The sequence below is a fragment of the Janthinobacterium sp. TB1-E2 genome (assembly GCF_036885605.1).
Taxonomy (GTDB): Bacteria; Pseudomonadota; Gammaproteobacteria; order Burkholderiales; family Burkholderiaceae_D; genus Janthinobacterium; species Janthinobacterium aestuarii.
This window is the reverse complement of record NZ_CP142523.1, coordinates 5,248,810-5,274,215: the sequence shown is the minus strand read 5'-3', so window position 1 is coordinate 5,274,215 and position 25,406 is coordinate 5,248,810. Positions and strand designations below refer to the sequence as shown.

At 63.7% G+C, this 25,406-nt stretch carries 21 protein-coding genes; 11 read left to right on the top strand and 10 right to left on the bottom strand.

All coding sequences use genetic code 11. The features are described 5' to 3' along the window. Window positions 1-146: 146 nt before the first annotated feature. Entirely contained in the window at window positions 147-1,391 is a 1,245-nt protein-coding gene (gene cqsA / locus OPV09_RS23740) for an alpha-hydroxyketone-type quorum-sensing autoinducer synthase (RefSeq protein WP_338679522.1), read from the top strand. A 3-nt stretch (window positions 1,392-1,394) separates the two neighbouring features. Here the strand turns inward: cqsA and OPV09_RS23735 are convergent, their stop codons facing one another. From OPV09_RS23735 to OPV09_RS23725, 3 genes are all read right to left on the bottom strand, one after another. After that, a complete protein-coding gene (locus OPV09_RS23735) occupies window positions 1,395-1,862 on the bottom strand; it encodes a MarR family winged helix-turn-helix transcriptional regulator (RefSeq protein ID WP_338679521.1) in 468 nt (155 codons plus the stop codon). A gap of 64 nt (window positions 1,863-1,926) precedes the next feature. Further along, a complete protein-coding gene (locus tag OPV09_RS23730; protein ID WP_338679520.1) occupies window positions 1,927-2,274 on the bottom strand; it encodes a GIY-YIG nuclease family protein in 348 nt (115 codons plus the stop codon). 12 nt (window positions 2,275-2,286) lie between these two features. Further along, window positions 2,287-3,555, bottom strand: coding sequence for an MFS transporter (locus OPV09_RS23725; RefSeq protein WP_338679519.1), 1,269 nt, complete (start codon window positions 3,553-3,555; stop codon window positions 2,287-2,289). A 132-nt stretch (window positions 3,556-3,687) separates the two neighbouring features. Between OPV09_RS23725 and OPV09_RS23720 the strand changes: the two genes are divergently transcribed. Continuing rightward, window positions 3,688-4,083, top strand: coding sequence for a group II truncated hemoglobin (locus tag OPV09_RS23720; RefSeq protein WP_034754244.1), 396 nt, complete (start codon window positions 3,688-3,690; stop codon window positions 4,081-4,083). Between the two features lie 5 nt (window positions 4,084-4,088). Continuing rightward, window positions 4,089-5,450 (top strand): DNA recombination protein RmuC, encoded by a 1,362-nt coding sequence (gene rmuC, locus OPV09_RS23715; protein WP_338679518.1) that lies wholly within the window; start codon window positions 4,089-4,091, stop codon window positions 5,448-5,450. Between the two features lie 27 nt (window positions 5,451-5,477). Here the strand turns inward: rmuC and OPV09_RS23710 are convergent, their stop codons facing one another. From OPV09_RS23710 to OPV09_RS23685, 6 genes are all read right to left on the bottom strand, one after another. Then, window positions 5,478-6,269, bottom strand: a complete 792-nt coding sequence (locus OPV09_RS23710; RefSeq protein WP_072455414.1) for a hypothetical protein — start codon at window positions 6,267-6,269, stop codon at window positions 5,478-5,480. Window positions 6,270-6,326: 57 nt separating this feature from the next. Continuing rightward, complete coding sequence (locus OPV09_RS23705; RefSeq protein WP_338679517.1) at window positions 6,327-7,247, bottom strand: MHFG family PEP-CTERM protein; 921 nt, start codon at window positions 7,245-7,247, stop codon at window positions 6,327-6,329. Between the two features lie 260 nt (window positions 7,248-7,507). Beyond that, on the bottom strand, window positions 7,508-9,355 hold the full coding sequence (gene glp / locus OPV09_RS23700; RefSeq protein WP_338679516.1) for a gephyrin-like molybdotransferase Glp: 1,848 nt from the start codon (window positions 9,353-9,355) through the stop codon (window positions 7,508-7,510). A gap of 62 nt (window positions 9,356-9,417) precedes the next feature. Beyond that, window positions 9,418-10,539 (bottom strand): GTP 3',8-cyclase MoaA, encoded by a 1,122-nt coding sequence (gene moaA / locus OPV09_RS23695; protein ID WP_338679515.1) that lies wholly within the window; start codon window positions 10,537-10,539, stop codon window positions 9,418-9,420. Between the two features lie 29 nt (window positions 10,540-10,568). Continuing rightward, window positions 10,569-11,906: a chromate efflux transporter gene (gene chrA, locus OPV09_RS23690; protein WP_338679514.1), complete on the bottom strand. Its 1,338-nt coding sequence runs from the start codon at window positions 11,904-11,906 to the stop codon at window positions 10,569-10,571. A 91-nt stretch (window positions 11,907-11,997) separates the two neighbouring features. Further along, window positions 11,998-15,138 (bottom strand): Rne/Rng family ribonuclease, encoded by a 3,141-nt coding sequence (locus OPV09_RS23685; RefSeq protein ID WP_338679513.1) that lies wholly within the window; start codon window positions 15,136-15,138, stop codon window positions 11,998-12,000. 696 nt (window positions 15,139-15,834) lie between these two features. Here OPV09_RS23685 and OPV09_RS23680 point away from each other — a divergent pair. The 4 genes from OPV09_RS23680 to OPV09_RS23665 all read left to right on the top strand — a co-directional run bounded on the left by OPV09_RS23680 (window position 15,835) and on the right by OPV09_RS23665 (window position 18,996). Further along, on the top strand, window positions 15,835-16,830 hold the full coding sequence (locus OPV09_RS23680; protein ID WP_034754116.1) for an RluA family pseudouridine synthase: 996 nt from the start codon (window positions 15,835-15,837) through the stop codon (window positions 16,828-16,830). A gap of 90 nt (window positions 16,831-16,920) precedes the next feature. Then, entirely contained in the window at window positions 16,921-17,580 is a 660-nt protein-coding gene (locus OPV09_RS23675) for an HAD-IIIA family hydrolase (RefSeq protein WP_046685951.1), read from the top strand. Further along, window positions 17,577-17,954 (top strand): Rieske (2Fe-2S) protein, encoded by a 378-nt coding sequence (locus OPV09_RS23670; RefSeq protein WP_175560532.1) that lies wholly within the window; start codon window positions 17,577-17,579, stop codon window positions 17,952-17,954. Before OPV09_RS23675 ends, OPV09_RS23670 begins: the two co-directional genes overlap by 4 nt. Window positions 17,955-17,994: 40 nt before the next feature. Continuing rightward, complete coding sequence (locus tag OPV09_RS23665) at window positions 17,995-18,996, top strand: S49 family peptidase (RefSeq protein WP_338679512.1); 1,002 nt, start codon at window positions 17,995-17,997, stop codon at window positions 18,994-18,996. Between the two features lie 380 nt (window positions 18,997-19,376). Here OPV09_RS23665 and OPV09_RS23660 read toward each other — a convergent pair whose 3' ends face one another. Beyond that, window positions 19,377-19,760, bottom strand: coding sequence for a hypothetical protein (locus OPV09_RS23660; RefSeq protein WP_051991492.1), 384 nt, complete (start codon window positions 19,758-19,760; stop codon window positions 19,377-19,379). 256 nt (window positions 19,761-20,016) lie between these two features. On the opposite strand from OPV09_RS23660, the gene OPV09_RS23655 reads away from it, so the two are divergent. The 4 genes from OPV09_RS23655 to flhA all read left to right on the top strand — a co-directional run bounded on the left by OPV09_RS23655 (window position 20,017) and on the right by flhA (window position 25,240). Continuing rightward, window positions 20,017-20,727, top strand: a complete 711-nt coding sequence (locus tag OPV09_RS23655; RefSeq protein WP_319990934.1) for a 16S rRNA pseudouridine(516) synthase — start codon at window positions 20,017-20,019, stop codon at window positions 20,725-20,727. Between the two features lie 88 nt (window positions 20,728-20,815). Further along, entirely contained in the window at window positions 20,816-21,814 is a 999-nt protein-coding gene (locus OPV09_RS23650) for a fumarylacetoacetate hydrolase family protein (RefSeq protein WP_338679511.1), read from the top strand. A gap of 139 nt (window positions 21,815-21,953) precedes the next feature. Next, window positions 21,954-23,147: a flagellar biosynthesis protein FlhB gene (gene flhB / locus OPV09_RS23645; protein WP_034754106.1), complete on the top strand. Its 1,194-nt coding sequence runs from the start codon at window positions 21,954-21,956 to the stop codon at window positions 23,145-23,147. Continuing rightward, window positions 23,144-25,240: a flagellar biosynthesis protein FlhA gene (flhA, locus tag OPV09_RS23640; protein WP_070303618.1), complete on the top strand. Its 2,097-nt coding sequence runs from the start codon at window positions 23,144-23,146 to the stop codon at window positions 25,238-25,240. The genes flhB and flhA overlap by 4 nt, the downstream gene beginning before the upstream one ends. Window positions 25,241-25,406 lie beyond the last annotated feature (166 nt).

Sequence of the window (25,406 nt, the reverse complement as noted above, 5' to 3'; positions counted from 1 at the left end):
GTTGAGGCGTGTCAATGCAACATGATCGGCGGGTTCCCTCTGTATCAGCAGGATATCGGCATAACTGTTGAGCTGTATCAAACTCTTGCCCGATGGCTCGCGCATGTTGGATGCGGTAGTTCCCTCGCAACCAATCAGGAGTTCCTATGTTAAACGCCATTTCCCCCCTGTCGTCCCGCGCCATCCACGCCGAACAACGGATGCCCGCCTTCGTGCATGCGCGCATGGATGAACACTACGTCGAGCGCATCGAGAAGCTGCTTGGCGGCCAGCATTTGCATGAATGGCAAGCCATGCCGGCCAGTGCGGTCATGCTGGCAGGTAATGATTACCTGAACATCGCCGGCGAGGCGGCGCTGCTGGCGGCCCAGGCGCGCGTCTTGCAGGGCGGCGGCGCCATGCTGATGTCGTCCGTCTTCCTGCAGGAAGGCAGCCGCCAGCACCGGCTGGAACAAAAATTCGCGGACTATCTGGGCAGCGAAGCGTGCGTGCTGGCGCAGTCGGGCTGGGCCGCCAATGTGGGCTTGCTGCAAAGCCTGGCCGGGCCCGGCATCCCCGTGTACCTCGATATGCAGGCGCACGCTTCGCTGTGGGAGGGCGTGCAATCGGCGCAAGCCGTGCCTGTTGCTTTTCTGCACAACGATGGCACCCACCTGCAGCGCCAGATCGACAAGCATGGCCCCGGCATCATCATCGTCGATGCGCTGTACAGTACGAATGGCAGCGTGGCGCCGCTGCTGGAGATGGTGGAAATCGCCGAGCGCAGCGGCAGCATGCTGATCGTCGACGAGTCGCACTCGCTGGGCACGCATGGCCCGCAGGGCGCGGGGCTGGTGGTGGAGCTGGGCCTGGCCGAGCGCGTGCATTTCCGCACGGCGTCGCTGGCCAAGGCGTTTGCGGGCCGGGCCGGGCTGATTACCTGTTCGGGCCGTTTCAAAGGATATTTTTTGTCCGCTTCGCGGCCCGCCATCTTCAGCTCCTGCCTGCTCGAACACGAGCTGGCGTGGTTCGATGCGGCGCTTGATTTCATCCGCGCCGCCGATGGCCGCCGCGCCGCGCTGCACCGCCACAGCGTGCAGTTGCGCCAGGGGCTGATGGATCTGGGCTACAACGTCAGCGACGGCACCGAGCAGATCATCGCGCTGGAAGCGGGCAGCGAACCCGATACCCTGATCCTGCGCAAGGCGCTGGAACGGCATGGCATCTTTGGCGCAGTCTTCTGCGCGCCGGCCACGCCGAAGAACCGCTCGCTGGTGCGCCTGACCCTGAATGCGGGCTTGCGCGAGGACGAGTGCGCCAGGGTGCTGGCCGCCTGCGCCGCCATCCGCGACGAGACGGGCATGGCGCGCTGGCCATCGACGCGGCGCCTGCGCAAGCTGGCGCTGGTGTAGACCTCAGCCTTGCCCGGGCTGGTTGCCGGCGATGCCGTTCAATAGCAGGGACAGGGGCGCCAGCTGTTCCGCGCTGGCATTACCCAGCAATTCCTGGCCCAGCGTCTGCGCCGTCGTATTCGCATGCGTCAGCAATTCCAGTCCCGCGGCCGTGATGGCGGCGTAGCCGACGCGGGCATCGCGCGCATCGGCCTGGCGCGCCACCAGACCGATTTTTTCCAGCGGCATCAGCGAGCGCGTGATGCCGGACGCCGTCAGCGCCAGGCGCTCGGCCAGGTCGATGCGGCGCAGGCGTCCGCCGGGTGCCCGCTGCAAGTGGTACAGCAATTGATAATCGCCAAAGCTCAAGCCATGCAGATTGCCCAGGGTGCTGTCGAAGCGGCGCACGAGCATGGCCTGGGCGCGCGCCAGGCGCAGGCAAAAGTCCAGCGCGCTGCCGCCGTCCGGCGGCGGGGGAGTGAGATCGGTCATGACATCCTTTTCATTTGCTGCATGGTGCGTAGTGCGTGAGTGCGCAAGTGTAAAGCATGGCCGCTCAATAGCGTGATTGCCCTTGATCGAGCAGCTGCGCCTGGTGCAGCGCCAGCAGGGCGTCCAGCTCGGCGTCCGCATCGAAACCGGGATCGGCCGATGCCTTGACGGTGTCGATGATGTCGAAGCGGAAAACCGCCTCGCCGTCGCGCCGCCAGTCCGCCTGCAGGCGCGCATTGCGGTGCGAGCCCAGCGCGAGTTCGAAACGGTGGCGGTTCAGCGCGCCGGGCGCGTTGCGGCTGCGTTCGAGCAGGGTGCGGCCGCTGGGCAGGTGGCGCAGCGCGATGATGCCCAGTGCGGGTGCTTGTTGCCGGTAAGCTGCTTTCAAGGCAGCTTGCTGTGTTTTATCCATGGTGAGACGTCCTCAAGCTTGGGTGATGTAATCGGTGCTTGCGATGCGCGCAATATCCGTGAGCAGGGCGGCGGCGATGGCGGCGGCCAGCAGCAGGGCGCCTCCGGCGCAGAACAGTTCGCCCACGCTCAGGTGGCGCAGCAGCGCGCCCGTGGCCGCAGCGGACAGCGGCGCCAGTCCCAGGAAGATACCCATGAACAGCGCCATCGCCCGGCCCAGCATGGCGGGCGCCACGCGCCGCTGTATCCAGGTAAAGATCGCCACCTGCACATAGCCGCCCAGCAATCCCGTGACGGCCAGCAAGGCCGCGCCTTGCCAGGCTGTATCGATTTGCCCCAGCGCCATCAGCAGGATGGCGACGATGGCGTCAACGGCGAGCAGGGTGGCGCCGAAGCGGCGGCGCAGCCAGGCGCCGCCCAGGCTGGACGCCAGCATGCCGGCCAGGGTACCGGCGCCGTGCGCGCCCATCAGCAAACCGAGCGCCGGGGCGCCGTGCAGACGCTCGCTGGCCAGTACGGGCAGGGCCACTTGCAGCGGTCCCATGACGAAGAACGCCACCACGGCCCAGTAGGCATAGCAGCTGCGCAAGGCCATGTCGCGCCACACCATGGACAGGCCCGCCGCCATGTCGCGCCACATACCTTGCGCCGCTGTGGCCGCTGCCAGTGGCCGCAGGCTGACTTGCCGCAAGGTCCAGGCCGAGAACAGAAACGTCAGCGCATCGATGGCAAAGGCGGCGGCCAGCGCCGCCATGCCGGTTTGCTGCCCGCCATCGTGGGCGCCGAGCACGAGCGCCGCCAGCAGCGGGCCGGCCAGCAAGGACAACTGGCGCGCGCCCATCTGCAGGCTGTTGGCCGTTTGCAGCACTTGCGGCGGCACGGCTTGCGGCAGGATGGCGGTGCCGGCGGGAATGCCGAAGGCGGAGGCGACGCCCAGCGCCAGCGCGGCTGCATACGCGAGCGCCACACTGGCCTGGTCCAGCATCAGCAGGCCGGACAGTGCCAGCAGGATGGCGGCGTTTGCATATTTGCTCAGCAGCAGCACGCGCCGGGGCGAGTAACGGTCGGCGATGGTGCCGCCGAACAAGATGAGCACGGCGCGCGGCGCGCCCATCAGGGCCACGGCGATGCCCAGGCTGAGGCTATCGTTTGTCAGGCTCAGCACCAGCCAGGGCAGGGCCAGCATGCTGAACTGGTCACCGAGCATGGACACGAGGCCGCCGCCGAGCAGCCAGCGGAAGTTGATATTGCGTAGCAAAGGAGGTTGGACGGTGGTTGACATGCTGTTTTTATCTCTCGTTAAAAATTGCATGGTATTTGATAAAAGCTTGATCAGTCAAGTATATTGCCATTTATTGTGGCAGAGGGCGCTGGCGCCGCATGGGCCGCCAGCGCTTGCGCTATCATGGCGGCCATGACTGATACCACTGCCCCCACCCTGTACGAGACCATCGGCGGCGCCCCCGTGCTGCGCGAAATGGTCGACCGTTTTTATGACTTGATGGAACTCGAGCCCGAGTTCGCCGGCATCCGCGTCATGCATCCGCCGTCGACGGACGGCTCGCGCGACAAGCTGTATTTTTTCCTCACGGGCTGGATGGGCGGACCGGATTTGTATATCGAGAAATTCGGCCACCCGCGCCTGCGCGCCCGTCATTTGCCGTATGCCATCGGTACCAGCGAGCGCGACCAGTGGCTGCGCGCCATGGCCTGGGCCATGGAAGACACGGGCATCGAAGAATCCTTGCGCGTGCGCCTGATGGAATCGTTCTATCAGACGGCCGACTGGATGCGTAACAAACCTGACTGACACCCATGAGCCCAATCGAGTTCTACAGCCTGCTGGGCGCCGCCGTCGTCGCCATCGTCTTGTTGCTATTGATCTTGCTGCGCCCGCGTGGCGCGGCCGGCGATGGCGCCACCACCCTGGCCCTGGTGCAGCAGCACCAGCAGCAAAGCCTGGAACGCATCGACCGGGTCGAGCGCGAAGTGCGGCTGCAGCTGCAGGCGTCGGCACAGGCCACGCGGCAAGACCTGGCCGCGGGCCTGGCGCAATTCCAGGCGGCGACCCTGCAACAGCTCGACAGCCTGCGCACGCAGATGCAGGCGCAGGGCAAAGTCGGACGCGAAGAACAGGCGCAAAGCCTGGCGCGCTTTGCCGAGAGTACCAATCAAACTTTGGCGCAGCTGACGGAATCGAATGCCCAGCGCATGCTGGAAGTGCGTGCCACGTTGGAAAACAAGATCCGCGATTTGCAGGCCGACAATGGCGCGCGTCTGGAAGAGATGCGCAAGACGGTCGACGAGAAACTGCACGCGACCTTGGAAACGCGCCTGTCCGCCTCGTTCCAGCAAGTGTCGGAGCGGCTGGAAAAAGTTCATCAGGGACTCGGCGAGATGCAGCAGCTGGCGCTGGGCGTGGGCGATCTGAAGCGGGTGCTTACCAACGTCAAGACGCGGGGAACGTGGGGCGAAGTGCAGCTGGAAATGCTGCTGGAGCAGGTACTCACTGTCGACCAGTACGCGAAGAATGTGGAAACCTTGCCGGGCAGCGGCGCGCGCGTGGAATTCGCCTTGAAACTGCCGGGCATGGTCGACGGCGGGCCGCCAGTGTGGATGCCGATTGACGCGAAATTCCCCAAGGAACAATACGAGCGCCTGGTCGAGGCGGCCGAGCGGGCCGATGCCGACGGCGTGGCCCTGGCCGGACGCGAACTGGAGCGGGCCGTGCGGGGCGAAGCGAAAACCATCGCCGAGAAATACCTGGCGCCGCCGCTGACCACCGACTTTGCCATCCTGTTCCTGCCTACCGAGGGGCTGTATGCGGAAGTGCTGCGCCGCCCGGGACTGGCCGACGAATTGCAGCGCGTGCACCGGGTCAGCATCGCCGGGCCGTCCACCCTGACGGCCTTGCTCAACAGCTTGCAGATGGGTTTCCGCACCCTGGCGCTGGAAAAGCGCTCGTCCGAAGTGTGGCAGGTGCTGGGCGCCGTCAAGACGGAATTCGGCAAGTTCGGCGAGGTGCTGTCGCAAACCCGGCTGACCTTGGAAAAGGCGGCGAAGAATATCGAAAGCGCGGAAGTGCGCAGCCGGCAGATGGCGCGCAAATTGAAATCGGTGGAAGCCTTGCCGGGCGAGGCAGCCGCCTTGCTGCTGGGTAAGGCGGATGCCGAATAGCGCCGTTTCGTTCGCCGCAGCGGCTGGCTAAGTCTGCTGGTCTTGCTGTTCTTGCGCCATCTGATGGTTGACTAGTTCAGCGGTGATGCTGCCCGGCGCATCGAGTTCGCGCTGTGCCAGTGTGCGCATGGCGTCATTCGCCAGGCCGGCAAGCAAGGCAGCGCCCAGTGCGTCCGCCTCGGCGCTTTGCCCTTGTCCACGCAGTATGGCAGCGGCGATCCGCACGTCTTTTGCCAGATTCATCAACTCCGCCGCCAGGCGCGGCGGCGTGCCCGGCGCAGGAAACAAGGGCAGGCTGGCGGACAGGGCATTGACCATATCGAGGTGCTCCAGCGGGGCGCGGTGATAGCGGTCCGCGAGCGCGAAATTGCCCGCCTCGACAACAGCTTGCAGGGCTTGCCAAGCGTATTGGCGCGCCAGTTCGGGGGCGCTGGCGTCCAGCTGGGCGAACAGGTCGGCGGTGGAGCGGGCATCGCCCAGCGTGTCGTTCATCTCGGCGATGAGAGAGAAGCGCGACCTGCGGCCAAACGTGCTGCCTGCCTGTGGCGCGCGGCTGTCGTGGTGGCCGAAATCATGCTGGCCCGACAGCAGCAACTGGATTTGCGCATCACGCTCCGCCTGCAGGGCGGCGTACGCTGGCGCGTATGCCTCGGCCAAAAACTTCCACTCCAGCATGACAATGAAATAGCTCGACCTTGCCGGATTCAGGGTTTGCCCGGCCTCGGCGAACAGCTGTTGCAGCAGCGGCAGCGCTTCCGCGTGCCGGCCTTCGTTGCGCAGTGCAACGAGACGTGTCGAACGGCTATCGATGTCGGGCATGGCGGTCCTTGTCTGGAATGCACCATAGTAACAAGTCCGCATACGGCTGGCTACGCCTCAAGCGGCATGCTTGCTGGCAAGGCGTTTTCTGGCGCCGAAGGCTGTCAGCGCCAGTCCCGCCAGCAGCATGGCCCAGGTTTGCGGTTCCGGCACGGCCGGCAAAACGGTCGGCACGGTCGGTGGCAAGGTAGGGATGATCACGGTGGGCGGCACGATGATGCTGCTGCCCTGGTCCGGCGGCCGGCCGCTGCCGCCACCACCACCACCACCTCCGCCGCCCATGCCGGCCGGCGACGTGATGCCGCCGACGGTACGCACATAATCGAAGGGTAGGAAAGGAATGCTGGCCACCTCGGGCGGCATGGCGCCGCCCGTGAAGGAACCGCCGCGCAAGGCGTCGGGGTTGTCGATCAGTGGTACGCCTGCCGCTGCCGGGGCGGCGGGCGCGGCGGCAACGGGTGCCGCACCGCCGGGAGCGGCACCGGCCGCTGGCGGCGCTGATGCGGGCGCTTGCGTGATACGGCTGACGTTGCGGCAGATCGTCGGCACCAGGATGCACTGGCCCTGCACGCAATACACGAGTCCCCGTTCCTGCATCTGCTCGTTCCAGCCCGCGCGCGTGACGTTGCGGCAAACGCGACCCGGGCCGAAATGCATGTCGCTGATGCGCGCGTTGTAATTGCCCTTGCCGCGGATGGCGTCGCGGCTGATCACGACGATCTCATCGTACTGGCGCGCACGCATGCGCTCCTTCAATTGTTCGCGTACGGGCGGCGCGATATCCGTATAGCGGTCCACGGCCGCCACCACGTCACCCATGAACGGGTCGACGCCGGGACGATTCCAGTTGCAGTTATCGAGCACATCGGCGCGCGCGATGCCTTTTGCGCTGGCGGGCAAGGGCGCCAGGGACAAGGTGGCAAGCAGGCAGGCCGTACCCAGCAAGCTGGCTCCCGCGATCCATGAGCTGTGTCTCATTGTTGTTCCTCGTGAAAACAATATCAAAATTGAACTTTTTTGTATGAGTTCGAATGTTATCACCGAAGAAACTTCAATATCAACTAATAAATAAAATTATTGCAATTAGTGTTGTGTTTATTGATTTGTTTTAAGGAGAAATGATTGATATTTTTATCTCGATAGGCGAACATCGGCCGCGCAGGGGAATTGATTGCAATGGGGAAATGCAAACGGCCCGCGCAGGGCGGGCCGTTCAGGAGAAGGGAAGGGGGAGCTGCTTAGATCAGCCCATGGAACAGCACGACGTCGACGAGGTCGCCCGCCGCCACGTGGCCTTGCGCTTCATGCAGCACGATCATGCAATTGGCTTGCGTCATCGAACGCAGGATGCCCGAGCCTTGCGCACCTGTCACGCGCACGTGCTGGCGCCCGTCCGCGCCCCGCTCGACGATGCCGCGCTGGTATTCCGTGCGGCCCCGTTTCTTGCGGATGGGCGCTTGCGCCGCCACTTGCAGCAGTGGCAGGGTGGACGTGTCCGCATCGGCGCCCATCAGGCGCAGCAGGGTGGGGCGGGCGAGGAAATAAAACGCCGCCATCACGGCCACGGGATTGCCGGGCAGGCCCAGCAGCAAGGCCGTGTCGCCTTCGCTGGCAATCCGGCCAAAGGCCATGGGGCGGCCCGGGCGCATGTTGATGTGCCAGAAGGCCACGTCACCGAGGCGGGCGAGTATCTCGCGCGTAAAATCGGCCGCGCCGCTGGACACGCCGCCCGAGGTGATGATGACGTCAGCCTTGGCGCAGGCACCGCGCAGGGCAGCTTCCAGCGCTTGCGGATTGTCCTTGACGATGCCCATGTCGAGCACGTCGCAGCCCAAGCGGGTCAGCATGCCCAGCAGGGTGTAGCGGTTGCTGTCGTAGATGCAGCCCGCGTCGAGCAGCTCGCCGATCGAGCGCAATTCGTCGCCGGTGGAAAAGAAGGCCACGCGCAGGCGCCGGCGCACGGGCACCGTGGCGATGCCCAGCGAGGCCAGCAGCCCCAGTTCTGCCGGTCCGAGTAGCTTGCCTTGCAGCAGCGCAGGCTGGCCTTGCATCAAGTCTTCGCCCTTGAAACGGCGGTTGTCGCCGGGGCGGATGCAGTCCGGCGCCATGGTGATGCTGTGCTCGCTGGCGTGCCGCACCAGTTCCTGCGGCACCACGCTGTCGCAGCCGTCCGGCATGACGGCGCCCGTCATGATGCGCGCGCATTGCCCGCGCCCGACGTTGACCGTGCCGGGACGCCCGGCCAGGATGGTGTCGACCACGGCCAGGGTCACGGGCGTGTCGCCACCGAGGTCGGCCCCATGCAGGGCATAGCCATCCATGGCGGAATTGTCGTGCGCGGGCACGCTGATGGGCGAGATGATGTCGGCCGCCAGGATGCGTTCGAACGCTTGCGGCAGCGCCAGTTCCTCGATCTCGGCGACGGGCGCGACGGTGTCGGCCAGGATGGCTTGCGCCATCGGCACGGACAAGCCCTGCGCTTGCAGGGCGGCCAGCTCGTCCGGGGTATTGATGTTGCCGAACGCGCCATGGTTCTCGAAGAGCACCTCAGCCAGTTTCAAGGGGCCATGCCAGGTGCGCATGCGGCGCTCGCCGCTGCGCAGATAAGCGTCTAACTGGGGCAGGGCCGAGGTTTTCACCAGGCAAAAAACCGGGTGCGGGCGGCGCACGGCCGCTCCCGTCGCCGGGTCGGTCTCCTCGGTGACGGCGATGGCCAGGTCGGCATCGTTGTCGATCAAACCGGCCGCCAGGCGCGCTGCCAGGTCGGGCGGCAACAGGGGAGAATCGCACGGCACGGTCAGCAGATACGGCGTGCCGGCGTGCCGCATGCCGCTGTGCAGGCCGGCCAGGGGCCCCAGCTGGCCCGGCAGCGCATCGGGCCACACGGGCAGGCCGAAGCGCGCGTAATCGCCGGCATCGGCGTGGACACTGATGGCCAATTCGCCCACTTGCGGCGCCAGGCGCTGCAGCACATGGCGGGCCAGGGGCTGGCCATGCAGGGGCAGCATGCCCTTGTCGCGCTGGCCCATGCGCGTGCCGAGGCCTCCGGCCAGGATCAGGCCGGTAATGTCGTGTTTGTTGATCATGTCAGGTAGGGAAATTGGTGCATGCGCCATGGTAGCAGCGCGGGGCGTGCGCCGCCCCGGATTCAGCCGCCGATGTACGACATTTCCACTTTCTTTTTACCGTGCTCAAGTGTGCCGCCCGTCAAATCCGTCTGGCTGGTGCGCAATTGCGAATAGCGGTCGCCGCGGCCGCGCCACAGCTGCGCCACGGCCGATGATATTTCCGCGTCGCTATGGCCGCCGCGCAGCAGGCTGCGCAGGTCGTGGCCGCTGCTGGCGAACAGGCACGTGTACAGCTTGCCCTCGGTCGAGAGGCGGGCACGGCTGCAGTCGGCGCAGAACGCTTGCGTGACGCTGGAAATGAGGCCGATTTCGCCGCCGCCATCCGCATAGCGCCAGCGCGCCGCCGTCTCGCCCGTGTAGTTCGGGTTAATGGGCAGCAAGGGCATGTGTGAGGCTATGCGGCGCACGACTTCGGCCGAAGGGATGACTTCCTGCAAATTCCAGCCGTTCGAGGCGCCCACGTCCATGTATTCGATGAAGCGCAGGATATATGGCGTGCCCTTGAAGTGGCGCGCCATGGGCACGATTTCCTGCTCGTTCATGCCGGCCTTGACGACCATATTGATCTTGATGGGACCCAGGCCGGCCGCGTGCGCCGCATCGATGCCGTGCAGCACGTCGGCGACGGCGAAATCGACGTCGTTCATGCGCTTGAAGGTGGCGTCGTCGAGCGAGTCGAGCGACACGGTCACGCGGTTCAGGCCCGCATCCTTGAGCGCTTGCGCTTTTCTGGCCAGCAAGGAGCCGTTGGTCGTCAGGGTCAGGTCCAGCGGCTGGCCCGACGGCGTGCGCAGCGCGGCCAGCATGGCGATGAGCTTTTCGATATTCTTGCGCAGCAGCGGCTCGCCGCCCGTCAGGCGGATCTTTTCCACGCCGTGCGCGACGAACAGGCGCGCGATGCGCGTGATTTCCTCGAACGACAGCAAATCCGTGTGCGGCAGATACACGTGGTTCTTGTCGAACACGTCCTTCGGCATGCAATACACGCAACGGAAATTGCAGCGGTCGGTAATCGAGATGCGCAAGTCGTGCAGGGGCCGGCCCAGGCTGTCGGCCACGTTGCCGCTGGGACTTTCCAGTCGTGCGGGGATCGCCGGTGCCCCATTGCGGGCTTCGGCGAGGTAGATAATCTTGTCAGCCATGAAAGGTCATGCCACTTACGTAAAATCGGTCAAGGCAGATACGATAGCACGAGGCCGAGGATGGCACAGGCGAGCAGCAATTTGATGGTGCCCACTTGAAACTTGATCAGCGCCACGCCGGCCGCCAGCGCGATGGCAATCGCTACCCAGTCCCAGTGCGGCAGCGGGCTTGTTTGCCAGAAGACATGGTGACCAAAGAACAGGGCCAGGCTGGCGATGACGCCGACCACGGCCGCCGAGATGGCAGTCAGCGGCGCGCTCAGGCGCAGATTGCCGCGCGACGCTTCCACGAGGGGCGCGCCGGCCAGGATGAAGATGAACGAGGGCAGGAAAGTAAACCAGCTGGCAACGAGCGCGCCGCACACGCCGGCCAGCCACAGCTGCTCACCCGTTACGGCATGGCTCCAGCCGCCGACAAAACCGATGAAGGCGACGATCATGATCAGCGGGCCGGGCGTCGTTTCGCCCAGCGCCAGGCCATCCATCATTTGCGCGCTCGTGATCCAGTGGTAGTGGTCGGCGGCGCCCTGCACCAGGTAGGGCAGCACGGCATACGCGCCGCCGAACGTGAGCAGGGCCGCCTTGCTGAAAAACACGCCCATCTGCGCCAGCGGCTGGTCCGTGCCGCCCGCCAGCGCCAGGCCCAGCCAGACGAAGAAGGCCAGCGCCAGGCCCACGGCAGCCGTGCCAAGCAGGCGCGGCCAGCGGAAGCGCGCGTGGTCCGGCGTCGGCGTGTCGTCATCGATCAGGGCGGCGCCGTAGCGGGCCGCGCCGCCATGCGACGCGCCGTTGGCATGAAAGTGGTCCGGCAGCCAGCGCCCGCCCGCCATGCCGAGCAAGGCGGCGGCGAGCACGATCAGCGGAAATGGCAGCTGTAGCGCGGCGATGGCGACAAATGCGGCCGCCGCGATGGCGATCAGGGCGGGGCTGCGCAAGGTGCGCCGGCCCAGGCGCCAGGCGGCCGCCAGCACGATGGCGACGACGGCCGGCTTGATGCCGTACAGGACGCCGGCGATGGCGCCCACGTGGCCATACGCCATGTACAGCCAGGACAGGGCGATCAGCACCAGCAGCGAGGGCAGCAAAAACAGCAGGCCCGCCACCAGGGCGCCGCGCGTGCGATGCATCAGCCAGCCGATGTAGATGGCCAGCTGGGTCGCTTCCGGCCCCGGCAGCAGCATGCAGTAATTGAGCGCGTGCAGGAAACGCTGCTCGGAAATCCAGCGCCGCTTTTCCACCAGCTCCGCATGCATCATGGCGATTTGCCCGGCCGGGCCGCCAAAGCTGACGCAGCCCAGCTTGAGCCAGTACCAGAAGGCGCTGCGCAGGCTGACGGGGGCGGGAGGCAGGTTGGCGTTCTCGTGCATGGCGGGTGGAAGGCAGCAAAAAAGTGGACATAAAAAAGGGGAAGCCTGAGCTTCCCCTTTCATCATTGGCGGCTGGGCGAACCCGGCGCGCTTATGGACGTTGCGTGTTGACCTGGATCAACGGCTCATCCGATTGCGGCGGCAATGGCTTGCGTTCGCGCGGCTTGCGGACCGGAGCGACTGCCTTCGCGGCCGCTTCCTGCGCCAGGCGCAGTTTTTCCGGATCGGTGGCAGCCAGGGTCAGGCCGGCCGAACCGAGCACCGCGCTCAAGTCCAGCGGCGCGGCAGGAGCAGGAGCAGGAGCAACGACAGGCGCTGGTGCTGGTGCCGGAGCAGGGGCGGGAGCCGCTTCGGCAACCACCGGGGCAGCTTCCACCACGGCTGGTGCCGCTTCGGCAACTGGCGCTGCTGCTGGAACTTCTTCAGCCACGGCGACGGTTTCCACGGCAGCTGCCGTTTCCACGACTGGCGCCGCTTCGACGATGACTTCCGCTGGAGCAGGCGCAGGCGCCGGTGCGACTTCCGCTTTCTCGGCAAAGCTGTACTCGGCAGCTGGTGCTGGTTCGGCAGCGGCTGGTTCAGCTTGCGCTGCAGCAACGGCGGCTTCGACAGGGGCCGGCGGCACGATCACTTCAGCCGCTGGTGCGGCTTCTTCAACCTTGACCACTTCCACCACTTCGACCACTTCCACGACTTCAGCCACGACGGCAGGAGCGGCATCCAATGCAGCTTCCACTGGTGCGGCGACGGCGACGACAGCGGCGGCAGCCACGACGGCGACTGGAGCGGCATCCGTTGCAGCTTCCGGCGCCGGAGCGACCGTAAAGCTGATCACTGGTGCGTCCTGGCCTTCGTTGTCACCGTTTGCCGATTCGATCAGCTCGCCCGTTTCGCGGTCACGGCGGTTGCGATTACGGCCACCACGACGACGACGGCGGCGCGGTTCTTCGCCTTCCACGTCGGTTTCCGTCTCTTCGCCTTCAGGACCGGCATTTGCCGGCGCCTTCAGCAGGTTCGCCGGTGCGGCGTCGGATTCAGGACCGTTTGACGGCACGACGACGCTGACTGCGCTGGCGGTGGCGCCAACCAGTGCCAGCTCTTCAGCTTTCACTTCAGCAACAACAGCCTTGTCGGCGCGTGGTTCGCGCGCTTCGCGTGGCTGGCGTGGCGGACGCTCGGCGCGCTCTGGACGTTCCGCGCGTTCCGGACGCTCGGCGCGTTCAGGGCGTTCACCGCGTTCGCGCGGTGCTGCCGCCGTATCGCCGTTCTCGCGCGCTTCACGCGGTTCGCGTGGCGGACGCGGTGGACGTGGCGGACGGGCCGCTTTTTCCAGTGCTTCCGCTTCTTTCGCTGCATCGTCCTGGGCTGGACGGCCCTGGCCTGGTTCGCGTTCTTCGCGGCCAGGCTTGCCATTGCGGCCACGGCCACGCGGGCCACGGCTGTTGCGGTCGCCACGGTCGGCGCCGGCCGGCTTGGCTGGTACGACAGGAGCAGGTGCGGGCGCCACCGGTGCCGGAGCGCCGGTGAAGAAGCTGATGATCTTGGCGATCAGGCCTTGCGGCGCGGCGGGTGCAGGCGCCGGGGCGGCCTTCACTTCCACCGGCTTGCGCTCGACCAGCGGTGCCGGCTGGTCAGGGGTGATCGTCTTGACGACGGCTTCCTGGCGCGGCTTGGCTTCTTCCTTCTGGCGCTTGCTGTACGCCATGTCGGTTTCAGCGCTTTCAGCCAGGTTGTAGCTGGCCTGGCTGTCTTCCAGACGCGGGTCGTCGTGCTTGATGCGTTCCAGTTTGTAGTGTGGCGTTTCCAGATGCTTGTTCGGGATCAGGATCACGGCGATGCGGTGGCGGTTCTCGATCTTCAGTACTTCGCCGCGCTTTTCGTTGAGCAGGAAGGCGCCCACGTCCACGGGCACTTGCACGTGGATGGTGGCCGAGTTTTCCTTCATCGCCTCTTCCTGGATGATGCGCAGCACCTGCAGGGCAGACGATTCCGTATCGCGGATGTGGCCGGTGCCGGAGCAGCGCGGGCACGTCACGTGCGAACCTTCGGACAGCGAAGGGCGCAGGCGCTGGCGCGACAGTTCCATCAGGCCGAAGCGCGAGATCTTGCCCATTTGTACGCGGGCCCGGTCATGGTGCAGCGCATCTTTCAGACGCTGTTCCACTTCGCGCTGGTTTTTCGCCACTTCCATGTCGATGAAGTCGATGACGATCAAGCCGCCCAAGTCGCGCAGACGCAGCTGGCGGGCCACTTCTTCGGCCGCTTCGCAGTTGGTGTTGAAGGCGGTCGTCTCGATGTCCGAGCCGCGCGTGGCGCGGGCCGAGTTGACGTCGACGGAGACCAGCGCTTCGGTATGGTCGATAACGATGGCGCCACCCGATGGCAGCGGCACGGTGCGGCTGTACGCCGTTTCGATCTGGTGTTCGATCTGGAAGCGCGAGAACAGCGGCACGTCGTCGCTGTAGCGTTTTACGCGGTGCACCATGTCGGGCATCACGTGGCTCATGAACTGGTGCGCCTGGTCGTAGATCTCGTCGGTATCGATCAGGATCTCGCCGATGTCGGGCTGGAAGTAGTCGCGGATGGCGCGGATAACCAGGGACGATTCCTGGTAGATCAGGAAAGCGCCGTTGGCCGACTTGCCGGCGCCTTCGATGGCGCGCCACAGTTGCATCAGGTAATTCAAGTCCCACTGCAGTTCATCGACGTTGCGGCCGATGCCTGCCGTGCGGGCAATCACGGACATGCCAGCAGGCAAGTCCAGTTTATCCATGGTTTCGCGCAATTCCTGGCGCTCTTCACCTTCCACGCGGCGCGATACGCCACCGCCACGCGGGTTGTTCGGCATCAGGACCAGGTAACGGCCGGCCAGCGAGACGAACGAGGTCAGGGCGGCGCCCTTGTTGCCGCGCTCTTCCTTCTCCACCTGGACCATGATTTCCTGGCCTTCGCGCAGCGCTTCCTTGACGGAAGCGTTACGCACGTCGACGCCTTCACGGAAATACGTGCGGGCAACTTCCTTGAAAGGCAGGAAGCCGTGGCGGTCTTCGCCATAGCTGACGAAGCACGCTTCGAGCGATGGCTCGATGCGCGTGATCACGCCCTTGTAGATGTTGGATTTGCGCTGTTCGCGCCCGGCTGTCTCGATATCGATGTCGATCAGTTTTTGTCCGTCGACAATCGCTACGCGCAGTTCTTCTTGCTGCGTGGCATTAAACAACATGCGTTTCATTTTTATAACTCCGCGACCCGTAGGCCATCTCAAAGCCGCTTCCGGGGAAGCGGCGAAGTACAGGGATATATGCGAGAACGGGAGTGCTGGCGGGGGAAATGCCCAGGCGTGCGGAGCAACAACGCGTACGAGGTATACGTTACGGCCGCAACAGGCGCGGTGAGGTCGATCGTCATGCCGAGTGCACAGGACACTTGCAACTCATCTGAAACAGCCCGGATGAGAATGAACTGCATCGGGGGCAGAGAATGCAAGTGGTCAGCAAATTCAGAGCCAAAATCGTTAGCCGGCTCATTACAGGGATCGCGATGGCGAGGCTTGGCCTCAGCCTATCATCGACAACCCTCAGTATTTGGCCACATACGGGGTTTGGCGAAAACGGCAAGCGTTATCAACTTCATCAACCCGCGAGCCCGACTCGATAAGTCGCGCTAACGGGTACTTATCCTTATAATCCCACACTCACTTCAGCATCTCCACGCGTTATCCGATTACAACTACGGTGCAACCTTGATTCGCGCAGGGATGGTGCATATACATTTTTTTCCACCGAATTTGCAATTTGGCGAGGCCGGTGGAGACGCCCCTGTGTAAAATGTGCTTTTATTCTTACACTCGCAGCAGCCAGGGCCGCAGCAAAAACAATTATATATTCAAAATGAAGGACTTAGAGAGATTTCTGGGAAGACATAGTAAATGAAGAGTCAAAATGATGTTGTTCCCCCTTCAACACCCCCGGTTCAGCCGCAAGCCCAATTCGTAACGATCGCCGAGGAAGAAGCAGGCCAGCGCATCGACAACTACTTATTAAGAGTGTGCAAGGGAGTGCCTAAAAGCCACATCTACCGGATCTTGCGATCGGGAGAAGTGCGGGTTAATAAAGGCCGTATCGATCAGCTGTACCGTCTCGCCGCCGGCGACGTGGTGCGCATTCCACCCGTGCGCGTGGCCGAAAAGGCCCCTACGGGCGCGCCGGCCGCCGAATTCAAGATCATCTTCGAAGATGCGCAGCTGCTCGTCATCGACAAGCCGGCCGGCGTGGCCGTGCATGGCGGCTCGGGCGTGTCGTTCGGCGTGATCGAGCAATTGCGCGCTTCGCGCCCCGACGCCAAGTTTTTGGAACTGGTGCACCGCCTGGACCGCGACACGTCCGGCCTGCTGTTGCTGGCAAAGAAACGCACGGCGCTGACCAACCTGCACGAGCAGATGCGCGACGGCGTCACCGACAAGCGCTACCTGGTGCTGGTGGCCGGCGACTGGAAGAATGCGCGCCAGCATATCAAGTTGCCGCTGCATAAATATACGACGGCCGAAGGCGAGCGCCGGGTGGCCGTGCAGGCCGATGGCCTGGCGTCGCACACGGTGTTTTCACTGTTGCATAAATATCACAACTTCGCCTTGCTGGAAGCGGAATTGAAGACGGGACGCACGCACCAGATCCGCGTGCACCTGTCTTCGTCCGGTTTCCCCATCGCCGGCGACGATAAATATGGCGACTTTGCCCTCAACCGTGCCCTGTTGAAGGCCGACAGCACGCGCGGTGCCCTGAAACGCATGTTCCTGCACGCGCACCAGATCACGTTTACGCATCCGGAAACGGGCAAGACGATGACCCTGAACGCACCGCTGGCTGCCGAATGCGAGCGTTTCTTGGTAAGCTTGGGCAAACCATTGGCCGTTGCCGCACGATAAGTATGCAGCGCGTGCGCGCGACACTACTCATAAGGTAGTCAGTCGCCATCATTCATTCTCAAGGAGCCGGCGGCTATGCTGTCGGGAAACATGGCAAGAAAGCAATTTGATCTGATCGTCTTCGATTGGGACGGTACCCTGATAGACAGTACCTCGACCATCGTCAAGTGCATCCAGGCATCGGCCAAAGACCTCGGCTTGCCCATTCCCACCGAGTTGCTCGCTTCGCACGTGATCGGCCTGGGCTTGCAGGAAGCGATGCAGCTGGTGATGCCGGACGTGGAGCCGAAATTCCATGCGCGCATGGCCGAACGCTACCGCTATCACTACCTGTCGCGCGACCATGAGTTGACCTTGTTTCCTGGCGTACACGAGATGCTGCAGGAACTGTCGCAGCAGGCGTATTTCCTGGCGGTGGCCACGGGCAAGAGCCGTGTCGGCCTGAACCGCTCCCTGAATGCCGTCAAGCTGCTGTCCCTGTTCGATGCGACGCGCTGCGCCGATGAAACGTTTTCCAAGCCCCATCCGGCCATGCTGCAGGAACTGACGCGCGAGTTGGGGCAGGACATGCGCCGTACCGTGATGATCGGCGACACCAGCCATGATTTATTGATGGCAAGCAATGCAGGCGCGGCAGGTATTGCCGTAGAGTATGGAGCGCATCCGGTGGCGCAGTTGCAAGCTTGCAATCCCCTGTATTCGGCCGCCACGGTGGCCGACCTGCATCAATGGCTGAGCGAGCACGCATGATGACTGATGTTGCGGAAGTGTTGATTTGTGCGGCCGACGCCGTGGCCGATGGTGGCAAGGGCGTGCGCTTTCCCGTCGCTGCCGGCGGCGAAGCGACAACGGGCTTTGTCGTGCGCCATGGCGGCAAGGCGTATGGCTACCTGAACCGCTGTGCCCACGTGCCGATCGAACTGGACTGGGCCGAAGGCGAGTTTTTCGAGTCCAGCGGCTTGTACCTGATGTGTTCGACGCATGGCGCCATCTATGTGCCGGAAAGCGGTTTGTGCGCGGGCGGCCCCTGCAAGGGCGGGCGCCTGCGTCCGATCGCCGTGGCCGAACGCGATGGCCAGCTGTACTGGCAACCCGACGAGTATGTCCAGCCGCTGCCGGCCTGAGGCCGGGGCAGGCTTTATTGCAATTTAAACAAAGTGAATCATGAGCGATAACACGAATGACAAGCTGGACAGTAGCGCGCCAGCCGCCGGCCACGGCGTCCCTGCGGGGCACTGGGAGCGCGACGTGCTGGAAAAGCTGGTATTTGCTACTTTGCAAGAACAACGCGCGCACCGCCGCTGGAGCATCTTTTTCAAGATATTCGGCCTGCTGATCGTGCTGTTCGCCCTGTGGGTGTTTTATGACTACAACACGGCCGACGACAGCGAAACCCTGGGCCGCCACACGGCCCTGATCGACATCAACGGCGCCATCGAGTCCGAAGGCAGCGGCTCGGCCGCCGTCGTCATCCCCGCGCTGGACAAGGCGTTTTCCGATAGCGGCTCCGTGGCCGTGGTGCTACATATTAATAGTCCGGGCGGCAGTCCCGTGCAGGCCGGCATGATCGTCGACGAGATGCAGCGCCTGCGCAAGGGCTATCCGGACAAGCCTTTATATGTGGTGGTCGATGAAATGTGCGCTTCGGGCGGCTATTACATCGCGGCGGCCGCCGACCGCATCTATGTCAACAAGGCCAGCGTGGTCGGCTCCATCGGCGTGCTGATGGATGGCTTCGGCTTTACGGGCGTGATGGAAAAGGTCGGCGTCGAGCGCCGTTTGCTGACGGCGGGCGAGAACAAGGGCTTCATGGACCCGTTCAGCCCCCTGACGGAAAAGCACAAGGCGTATGCCCAAGGCATGCTCAATGAAATCCACCAGCAGTTCATCGAGGTGGTGCGGGCGGGACGGGGCAAGCGCCTGAAGGAAACGGCTGATACCTTCTCCGGTTTGTACTGGACGGGCGCGAAAGCCGTGGAAATGGGCCTGGCCGACGATTTCGGCACGGTCGACAGCGTGGCGCGCGACGTCGTCAAGGCGGAAGACATCGTCGACTACACGCAGCATGAAGGCTTGCCGGAACGGGTGCTGAAAAAGTTTGGCGCCGCCATGGGCGCGGGTGCCATGAAAGCGGCCGTGCAGCAGTCACAACCCGCGTTGCGCTGAGGACATCACTCTTGGCTGGCAGGCAAGCCAATCGAGAATGATTTTCAATAAGGTGGTAAATTGGCTTGAAAATGGAGCTGCTTGGGCTATAGTGAAAGGGTAGTTCTTTTCAAGGAGGGGCGATATATCAACTATGTTGTCAGTACTAACTTGATTGGCAGGTCATGGAACTACTCGCCGCATCGCAGATGTGGTTTTGAGTGAATTTACATTCCTCACTAAAGTCCCGATGGGGCTTGGGAACGGCGGCGCAATGCCGCCGTTTCCTTTTGTGCGTCGTTCGTGCCGGACGGGTGAGTGTTGCTCGATGTTGTAGCTGGGCGTGCTGGCAAGGCAGGCATGCGAGGGCGGGGCATGGCCGGTGGTTGGATGGGGGGCGCTCAGACGGCGCAGCCGTTGCAGTGCGCGGGCAGGGCGGCTGCCTGCCGGGCCGGCGCTACGCCGGTACTGGCGCCGGAACTGATCTCGGGCACTGTGTCCACCATGGCGGGCGCCGTCACGTTGTCGGTTTCCGCGTTTGCGTCCGCATCCGCGTGGGCAAAACCGCCGAGTTCCAGCCAGCACATGAAATGGCATTGCGCCTCGGCATGCCAATGCGTCTGGCTCGCTGGCGATGGCGTTGCGTCCGCATCCTGCGGCGCCGGGGCGCTGCTCCAGCGCGCCACGCCGAGTCTGACCTTGTGCATGGCCGCCTGTTCCGTAGCGATGCGCAGGCGCATGTCGGCGATGCTGCCTTGTAAGGCGATGGTATCGGTATGCTTCATACAATGTCCTTGTGAATCGTTGCTTGGTTATTATTCCTAAAGCTCGTTAGGCGGATTCCTAACGAAGTTTCAGTCTATCAATGCGATATTCCGAGCGCTTGATATTGCTCAAAGGAATTGGTCATTTATATCGAAATCTCACCTTGTACTTCAGCTCATCTGTGCATGCGCAAGGCTGGTGCGCGCCCGGCGGCCTGGCGCAGGCCGCGCGCGCGGCCGCTTCACGCTGCCAGCCGCTTCTGGTAAAGTCACGCCCATGAGTAAATTATCCCTAGACCGCATCCTGCAATCGCAGGGTTTTGGCACCCGTAAATATTGCCGTTCCCTTATCGAAGATGGCGATGTCGTTATCGATGGCGTCACCCAGACCAATTACCGCACCACCGTCGAGACCGAAGGCCTGGTGCTGCACGTGTTCGAAGAAGAGTGGGTCTACCGCGCGCACCTGTACCTGGCGCTGAACAAGCCCGCCAACTTCGAATGCTCGCGCAAGCCCAGCCATCATCCTGGCGTGCTGACCCTGCTGCCGGAGCAGTTCACCTGGCGCGAAGTCCAGCCCGTCGGCCGGCTCGACCACGATACGACCGGCATGCTGCTGATGTCGGACGATGGGCCGTTTATCCATGCACAATCGTCGCCGAAGCGCCACGTTCCCAAGATTTACCAGGCTACCACGCAAGAGCCCGTGACCGATGAACTGGTGGCCCTGCTGCTGGCAGGCGTGCAATTGCACGACGAGCCGGCCCCGCTGGCGGCCCTCGTCTGCGTCAAGCGCGGCGAACACCAGCTGGAAATCGTGCTCGAGCAAGGCAAGTACCACCAGGTCAAGCGCATGCTGGCCGCCGCCGGCAACCATTGCAGCGCGCTGCACCGTTCCGCCATCGGCAGCCTGACCCTGGAATCGCTGGGCATCGCCGAAGGCGAGTGGTGTTACCTGACTCCCGAGCAGGTCGCGCTGCTGGCGTAAATCCCTCCAGACCGTCAAAGCCGGGGATATCCCGGCTTTTTGGCGTCTTTAGCCCCCTATTGCCTGCATTTGACGAAATTTCCCGCACATGAAATTAGCTACCCTGAACGATGGCACGCGCGATGGCCAGCTCGCTGTCGTCTCGCGCGACCTGAAAACGGCCCACCTGGCCGATGGCATCGCCTCGACCCTGCAAAAGGCGCTCGACGACTGGAGCTTCATCGCGCCCCAGCTCGACTTGCTGTACCAGACCATCAATAGCGGCCGCGGCCATCGCGCCTTCGAGTTCGACCCGGCCAACTGCATGGCGCCCTTGCCGCGCAGCAGCCTGCGCGTGGCGGGCGCGTCCTACCTGCAGCAGATCGAGCGCGCCTGCAAGGCGGCGGGAATTGAGGCACCCGCCAATCTGCGCGATGCGCCAAGGATGTACCAGGGCGCCAGCGACGATTTCCTCGGCGCCCACGATGCCATCACCCTGGCGCACGAGCAGTGGGGCATCGATTACGAGGCCGGCATCGCCGCCATCACGGACGACGTGGCCATGGGCTCGACGCCGGACCAGGCCCACCTGAACATCAAGCTGTTGATGCTGGTCAACGACATCACCCTGCGCAATCTGGCACCCGACGAACAGGCCAGCGGCTACGGCTTCCTGCAGGCGAAGCCGGCCATGGCTTGCTCGCCTGTCGCCATCACGCCCGACGAACTCGGTGACGCCTGGCGCGGCGGCAAGGTGCATTACGCCCTGCGCTGCAGCCTGAACGGCAAGTTGACGGGCCAGCCCCACGCGGGTGCCGACATGGCGTTCAATTACCCGCAATTGCTGGCCCATCTGTGCCAGACGCGCAATGCGCGCGCCGGCAGCGTGGTCAGTGCGGGCGGCGTCGCCAACAAGGAAGTCAAGAAGGGATTTTCCAGTATCGTTGAGCGACGTAACCAGGAGATGATCGCCGATGGCGTCGCCAGCACGCCGTATCTGCTGTTTGGTGATATTGTTCGCCTGGAAATGCTGGGTGACGACGGCAAGTCCCTGTTTGGCGCGATCGAACAGACCGTGAAGCAGGCGGAAGCCAGGAAGTCCCGCTAAGGTTTCTGAAGAGCAAAGGAAATGCAGGGGATTTGCCCCCCTGTTCCTCCGATGGCAACAAGGTACTTGACTCGATAATGCTCCATGCCCAGTCCGTATTGCGCCTAGCCAGGCCGCAGGACTTCACCGGAGTTGATTGATGTCGGAAGACAGCGACGCAGAAAAGACCGAAGCCGCGTCACCGAAGCGCCTCGAGCAGGCGCGTGAGGAAGGTGACGTTCCGCGATCGCGTGAAGTGGCCACGTTTACGGTGTTGATGGCGTCCGGCTGCTGCCTGTGGTTTGCCGGCGACGCCATCGTGCGGCGGCTGACGGCTGTCATGGTTTCCGGGCTGACGCTGGACCGGGAGCAGATACTCAATCCCGACGCGATGATGTTGCGCATCGGCTATGACGTGGGCTCGGTCTTGCTGACCTGCCTGCCGTACGCCGCGGCCATCATGCTTGTCGCCCTGGCCTCGCCCGTGCTGGTGGGCGGCTGGCTGTTCAGCTCCAAGGCGTTCACCCCCAATTTTGGCAAGCTCAACCCGATTCGTGGCCTGGGCAATATGTTTTCGAAGAATGCGCTGGTGGAGCTGCTCAAGGCCATTGCCAAGACCCTCGTCGTCGGCGTCGTCGCCTGGATGGTGATGCAGCATCAAAAGGATGCCGTGCTGGGCCTGTCGGTGGAATCCTTGCGCGCCGGTTCGGCCCATTTGATCAGCCTGCTGATCACGGCCTTTTTGCTGATCGTCGGCGCCCTGGGCCTGATCGCCGCCATCGACGGTCCGTACCAGATGTGGCACTACGCCAACAAGATGAAAATGACCTTGCAGGAAGTCAAGCAAGAGTCGAAGGAGTCGGACGGCAATCCGCAGATCAAGGCGAAGATACGCCAGATGCAACATGAAATGTCGCGCCGCCGCATGATGGCCGACGTGCCGACGGCCGACGTGGTGGTAACCAATCCTACGCACTACGCCGTGGCCTTGAAGTATGGCGAGAATTCGCGCGGCGCACCGCAGGTGGTGGCCAAGGGCATCGACGAAGTGGCGGCGAAGATCCGCGAACTGGCCGGCGAACACAAGGTCGCCATCCTCGAAGCGCCGGCCCTGGCGCGCGCGCTGTACAAGCACACGGACATCGGCGACGAGATTCCCGAGGCGCTGTACGGCGCCGTGGCCGAAGTGCTGGCCTACGTGTTCCAGCTGCGCAGCTACGGCAGCGGCCACGGCGAGCGCCCCGACAAGCCGAAAAAACTCGATGTCCCGCCCGAGCTCGACCCGCTCGACCCCGCATCGCAGACCAAACCCGCAGCAGACGCGGCAGACAAGAATAAAGGAAGCACACCATGAACGGCCTGACCATGCCAGCCTGGCTCAGCGGATTGAAAGGCAACGCCAGCAAGGGCCTCGCCGCGCCGATCATCATCATCATGCTGCTGGCGATGATGGTGCTGCCGCTGCCCGCCTTCATCCTCGACATCTTCTTCAGCTTCAATATCGCGCTGTCCATCATCGTGCTGCTGACGGCGCTGTACACGGTCAAGCCGCTCGACTTCATGGCGTTCCCGACCATTTTGCTCGTGTCGACCATGCTGCGCCTGTCGCTGAACGTGGCGTCCACGCGCGTGGTGCTGACGGAAGGCCATACGGGTGCCGACGCGGCCGGTAAAGTGATTGAAGCGTTCGGTCACTTCCTGATCGGCGGCAACTTCACGGTCGGTATCGTGGTCTTCATTATTTTGACGATCATTAACTTTACCGTCGTGACCAAGGGTGCGGGCCGTATCGCCGAGGTGGGCGCCCGCTTCGCGCTGGACGCGATGCCTGGTAAACAGATGGCCATCGATGCCGACCTGAACGCCGGCCTGATCGGCGAAGACGAAGCGCGCCGCCGCCGCACGGAAGTGGCGCAGGAAGCGGAATTCTATGGCGCCATGGACGGTGCCAGCAAATACGTGCGCGGCGACGCCATCGCCGGCATCATGGTGACCGTCATCAATATCGTCGGCGGCTTGCTGGTGGGCTTGCTGCAGCATGACATGGGCTTTGCCGACGCACTCAAGAACTACACCTTGCTGGCCATCGGTGACGGCCTGGTGGCGCAGATTCCTTCGCTGATCATTTCCACGGCGGCCGGTATCGTTGTCTCGCGCGTGGCCAGCGAACAGGACATCGGCACCCAGCTGGTGGGCCAGCTGTTTGCGAAACCGCAAGTGCTGTATATTACCGCCGGCATCATCGGCGGCATGGGCTTGATCCCCGGCATGCCGAACATGGTCTTCATCCTGCTGGCCTCGCTGCTGGCCGGCTCCGCCTATTTGATCAGCAAGAAGCGCACGCAGGAAAAAGAAGCGGCCGAGAAACCGGCCGAAGCGCCGCAGGCGACCGTGGCGCCCGAGCAGGAAGAAGCCAGCTGGCAAGACATCATGCCCGTCGACACCCTGGGCCTGGAAGTCGGCTACCGCCTGATTCCCCTGGTCGACAAGACGCAGGGCGGCGAGTTGCTCAAGCGTATCAAGGGCATCCGCAAGAAATTCGCCCAGGAAGTGGGCTTCCTGGCGCCGCCCGTGCATATCCGCGACAACCTGGAATTGAAGCCGTCCGCCTACCGCATCACCTTGAAGGGCGTGGAAGTGGGCGTGGGCGAAGCGTTCAACGGCCAGTTCCTGGCCATCAACCCCGGCATGGCCAGCGGCACCTTGCCGGGCCTGGCCACGAGCGACCCCGCTTTCGGCTTGCCCGCCACCTGGATCGACGCCAGCTTGCGCGACCAGGCCCAATCGATGGGCTACACGGTCGTCGATGCGGGCACCGTAGTGGCCACGCACTTGAACCATTTGATCACCTCGCACGCTTCCGAGCTGCTGGGCCGCGCGGAAGTGCAGTCGCTGCTCGACCACCTGGGCAAGGATGCGCCGCGCCTGGTGGAAGACCTGGTGCCGAAGATGCTGTCGCTGTCGGCCCTGCAAAAAGTGCTGCAGAACCTGCTGGCCGAGGGCGTGCACATCCGCGACATGCGCACCATCATCGAAACCCTGGCCGAGTACACGGTCAGCACGCAAGACCCGAACGAGCTGACGGCGCTGGTGCGCGTCTCTCTGGGGCGCGCCATCGTGCAGCAACTGTTCCCCGGCGCGGCCGAACTGTCCGTGATGACCCTCGACAGCCGCCTGGAGCGTTTGCTGATGCAGGCGATGGGCAATGGCGGCGACGGCGCCGGCATCGAGCCGGGCCTGGCCGATACCATCGCGCACCAGGCGGGCCTGGCTGCCCAGCAGCAGGAAGCGCTGGGCCTGACACCGGTGCTGCTGGTGCCGGCGCCGCTGCGCGCCCTGCTGTCGCGCTTCCTGCGCCGCGCCTTGCCACAACTCAAAGTACTGTCGCATGCGGAAGTGCCGGAAACCAAGACGATCCGCGTCACGGCGCTGGTGGGTGCGCAGTAGTTATCTTCAATAGCATCGGGGTCAGACCCCCGCCGGCGTTAGCGCTGAGCTTTGCGTTAGCGCCAGTGGGGGTCTGACCCCAGCAGTTGCTTTTGGTCAAATAACCATCAATTTCCTCCCGGCAAACTGAATAACGGGTACTTTCCCGTCCTGTTCCTTCGATCGT

What these genes read in the sequence shown, in the direction of transcription:
- cqsA (WP_338679522.1), top strand. Translation starts at nt 147, where the DNA reads ATGTTAAACGCCATTTCCCCCCTGTCGTCCCGCGCCATCCACGCCGAA.
- OPV09_RS23735 (WP_338679521.1), bottom strand. Translation starts at nt 1,862, where the DNA reads ATGACCGATCTCACTCCCCCGCCGCCGGACGGCGGCAGCGCGCTGGAC.
- OPV09_RS23730 (WP_338679520.1), bottom strand. Translation starts at nt 2,274, where the DNA reads ATGGATAAAACACAGCAAGCTGCCTTGAAAGCAGCTTACCGGCAACAA.
- OPV09_RS23725 (WP_338679519.1), bottom strand. Translation starts at nt 3,555, where the DNA reads ATGTCAACCACCGTCCAACCTCCTTTGCTACGCAATATCAACTTCCGC.
- OPV09_RS23720 (WP_034754244.1), top strand. Translation starts at nt 3,688, where the DNA reads ATGACTGATACCACTGCCCCCACCCTGTACGAGACCATCGGCGGCGCC.
- rmuC (WP_338679518.1), top strand. Translation starts at nt 4,089, where the DNA reads ATGAGCCCAATCGAGTTCTACAGCCTGCTGGGCGCCGCCGTCGTCGCC.
- OPV09_RS23710 (WP_072455414.1), bottom strand. Translation starts at nt 6,269, where the DNA reads ATGCCCGACATCGATAGCCGTTCGACACGTCTCGTTGCACTGCGCAAC.
- OPV09_RS23705 (WP_338679517.1), bottom strand. Translation starts at nt 7,247, where the DNA reads ATGAGACACAGCTCATGGATCGCGGGAGCCAGCTTGCTGGGTACGGCC.
- glp (WP_338679516.1), bottom strand. Translation starts at nt 9,355, where the DNA reads ATGATCAACAAACACGACATTACCGGCCTGATCCTGGCCGGAGGCCTC.
- moaA (WP_338679515.1), bottom strand. Translation starts at nt 10,539, where the DNA reads ATGGCTGACAAGATTATCTACCTCGCCGAAGCCCGCAATGGGGCACCG.
- chrA (WP_338679514.1), bottom strand. Translation starts at nt 11,906, where the DNA reads ATGCACGAGAACGCCAACCTGCCTCCCGCCCCCGTCAGCCTGCGCAGC.
- OPV09_RS23685 (WP_338679513.1), bottom strand. Translation starts at nt 15,138, where the DNA reads ATGAAACGCATGTTGTTTAATGCCACGCAGCAAGAAGAACTGCGCGTA.
- OPV09_RS23680 (WP_034754116.1), top strand. Translation starts at nt 15,835, where the DNA reads ATGAAGAGTCAAAATGATGTTGTTCCCCCTTCAACACCCCCGGTTCAG.
- OPV09_RS23675 (WP_046685951.1), top strand. Translation starts at nt 16,921, where the DNA reads ATGGCAAGAAAGCAATTTGATCTGATCGTCTTCGATTGGGACGGTACC.
- OPV09_RS23670 (WP_175560532.1), top strand. Translation starts at nt 17,577, where the DNA reads ATGATGACTGATGTTGCGGAAGTGTTGATTTGTGCGGCCGACGCCGTG.
- OPV09_RS23665 (WP_338679512.1), top strand. Translation starts at nt 17,995, where the DNA reads ATGAGCGATAACACGAATGACAAGCTGGACAGTAGCGCGCCAGCCGCC.
- OPV09_RS23660 (WP_051991492.1), bottom strand. Translation starts at nt 19,760, where the DNA reads ATGAAGCATACCGATACCATCGCCTTACAAGGCAGCATCGCCGACATG.
- OPV09_RS23655 (WP_319990934.1), top strand. Translation starts at nt 20,017, where the DNA reads ATGAGTAAATTATCCCTAGACCGCATCCTGCAATCGCAGGGTTTTGGC.
- OPV09_RS23650 (WP_338679511.1), top strand. Translation starts at nt 20,816, where the DNA reads ATGAAATTAGCTACCCTGAACGATGGCACGCGCGATGGCCAGCTCGCT.
- flhB (WP_034754106.1), top strand. Translation starts at nt 21,954, where the DNA reads ATGTCGGAAGACAGCGACGCAGAAAAGACCGAAGCCGCGTCACCGAAG.
- flhA (WP_070303618.1), top strand. Translation starts at nt 23,144, where the DNA reads ATGAACGGCCTGACCATGCCAGCCTGGCTCAGCGGATTGAAAGGCAAC.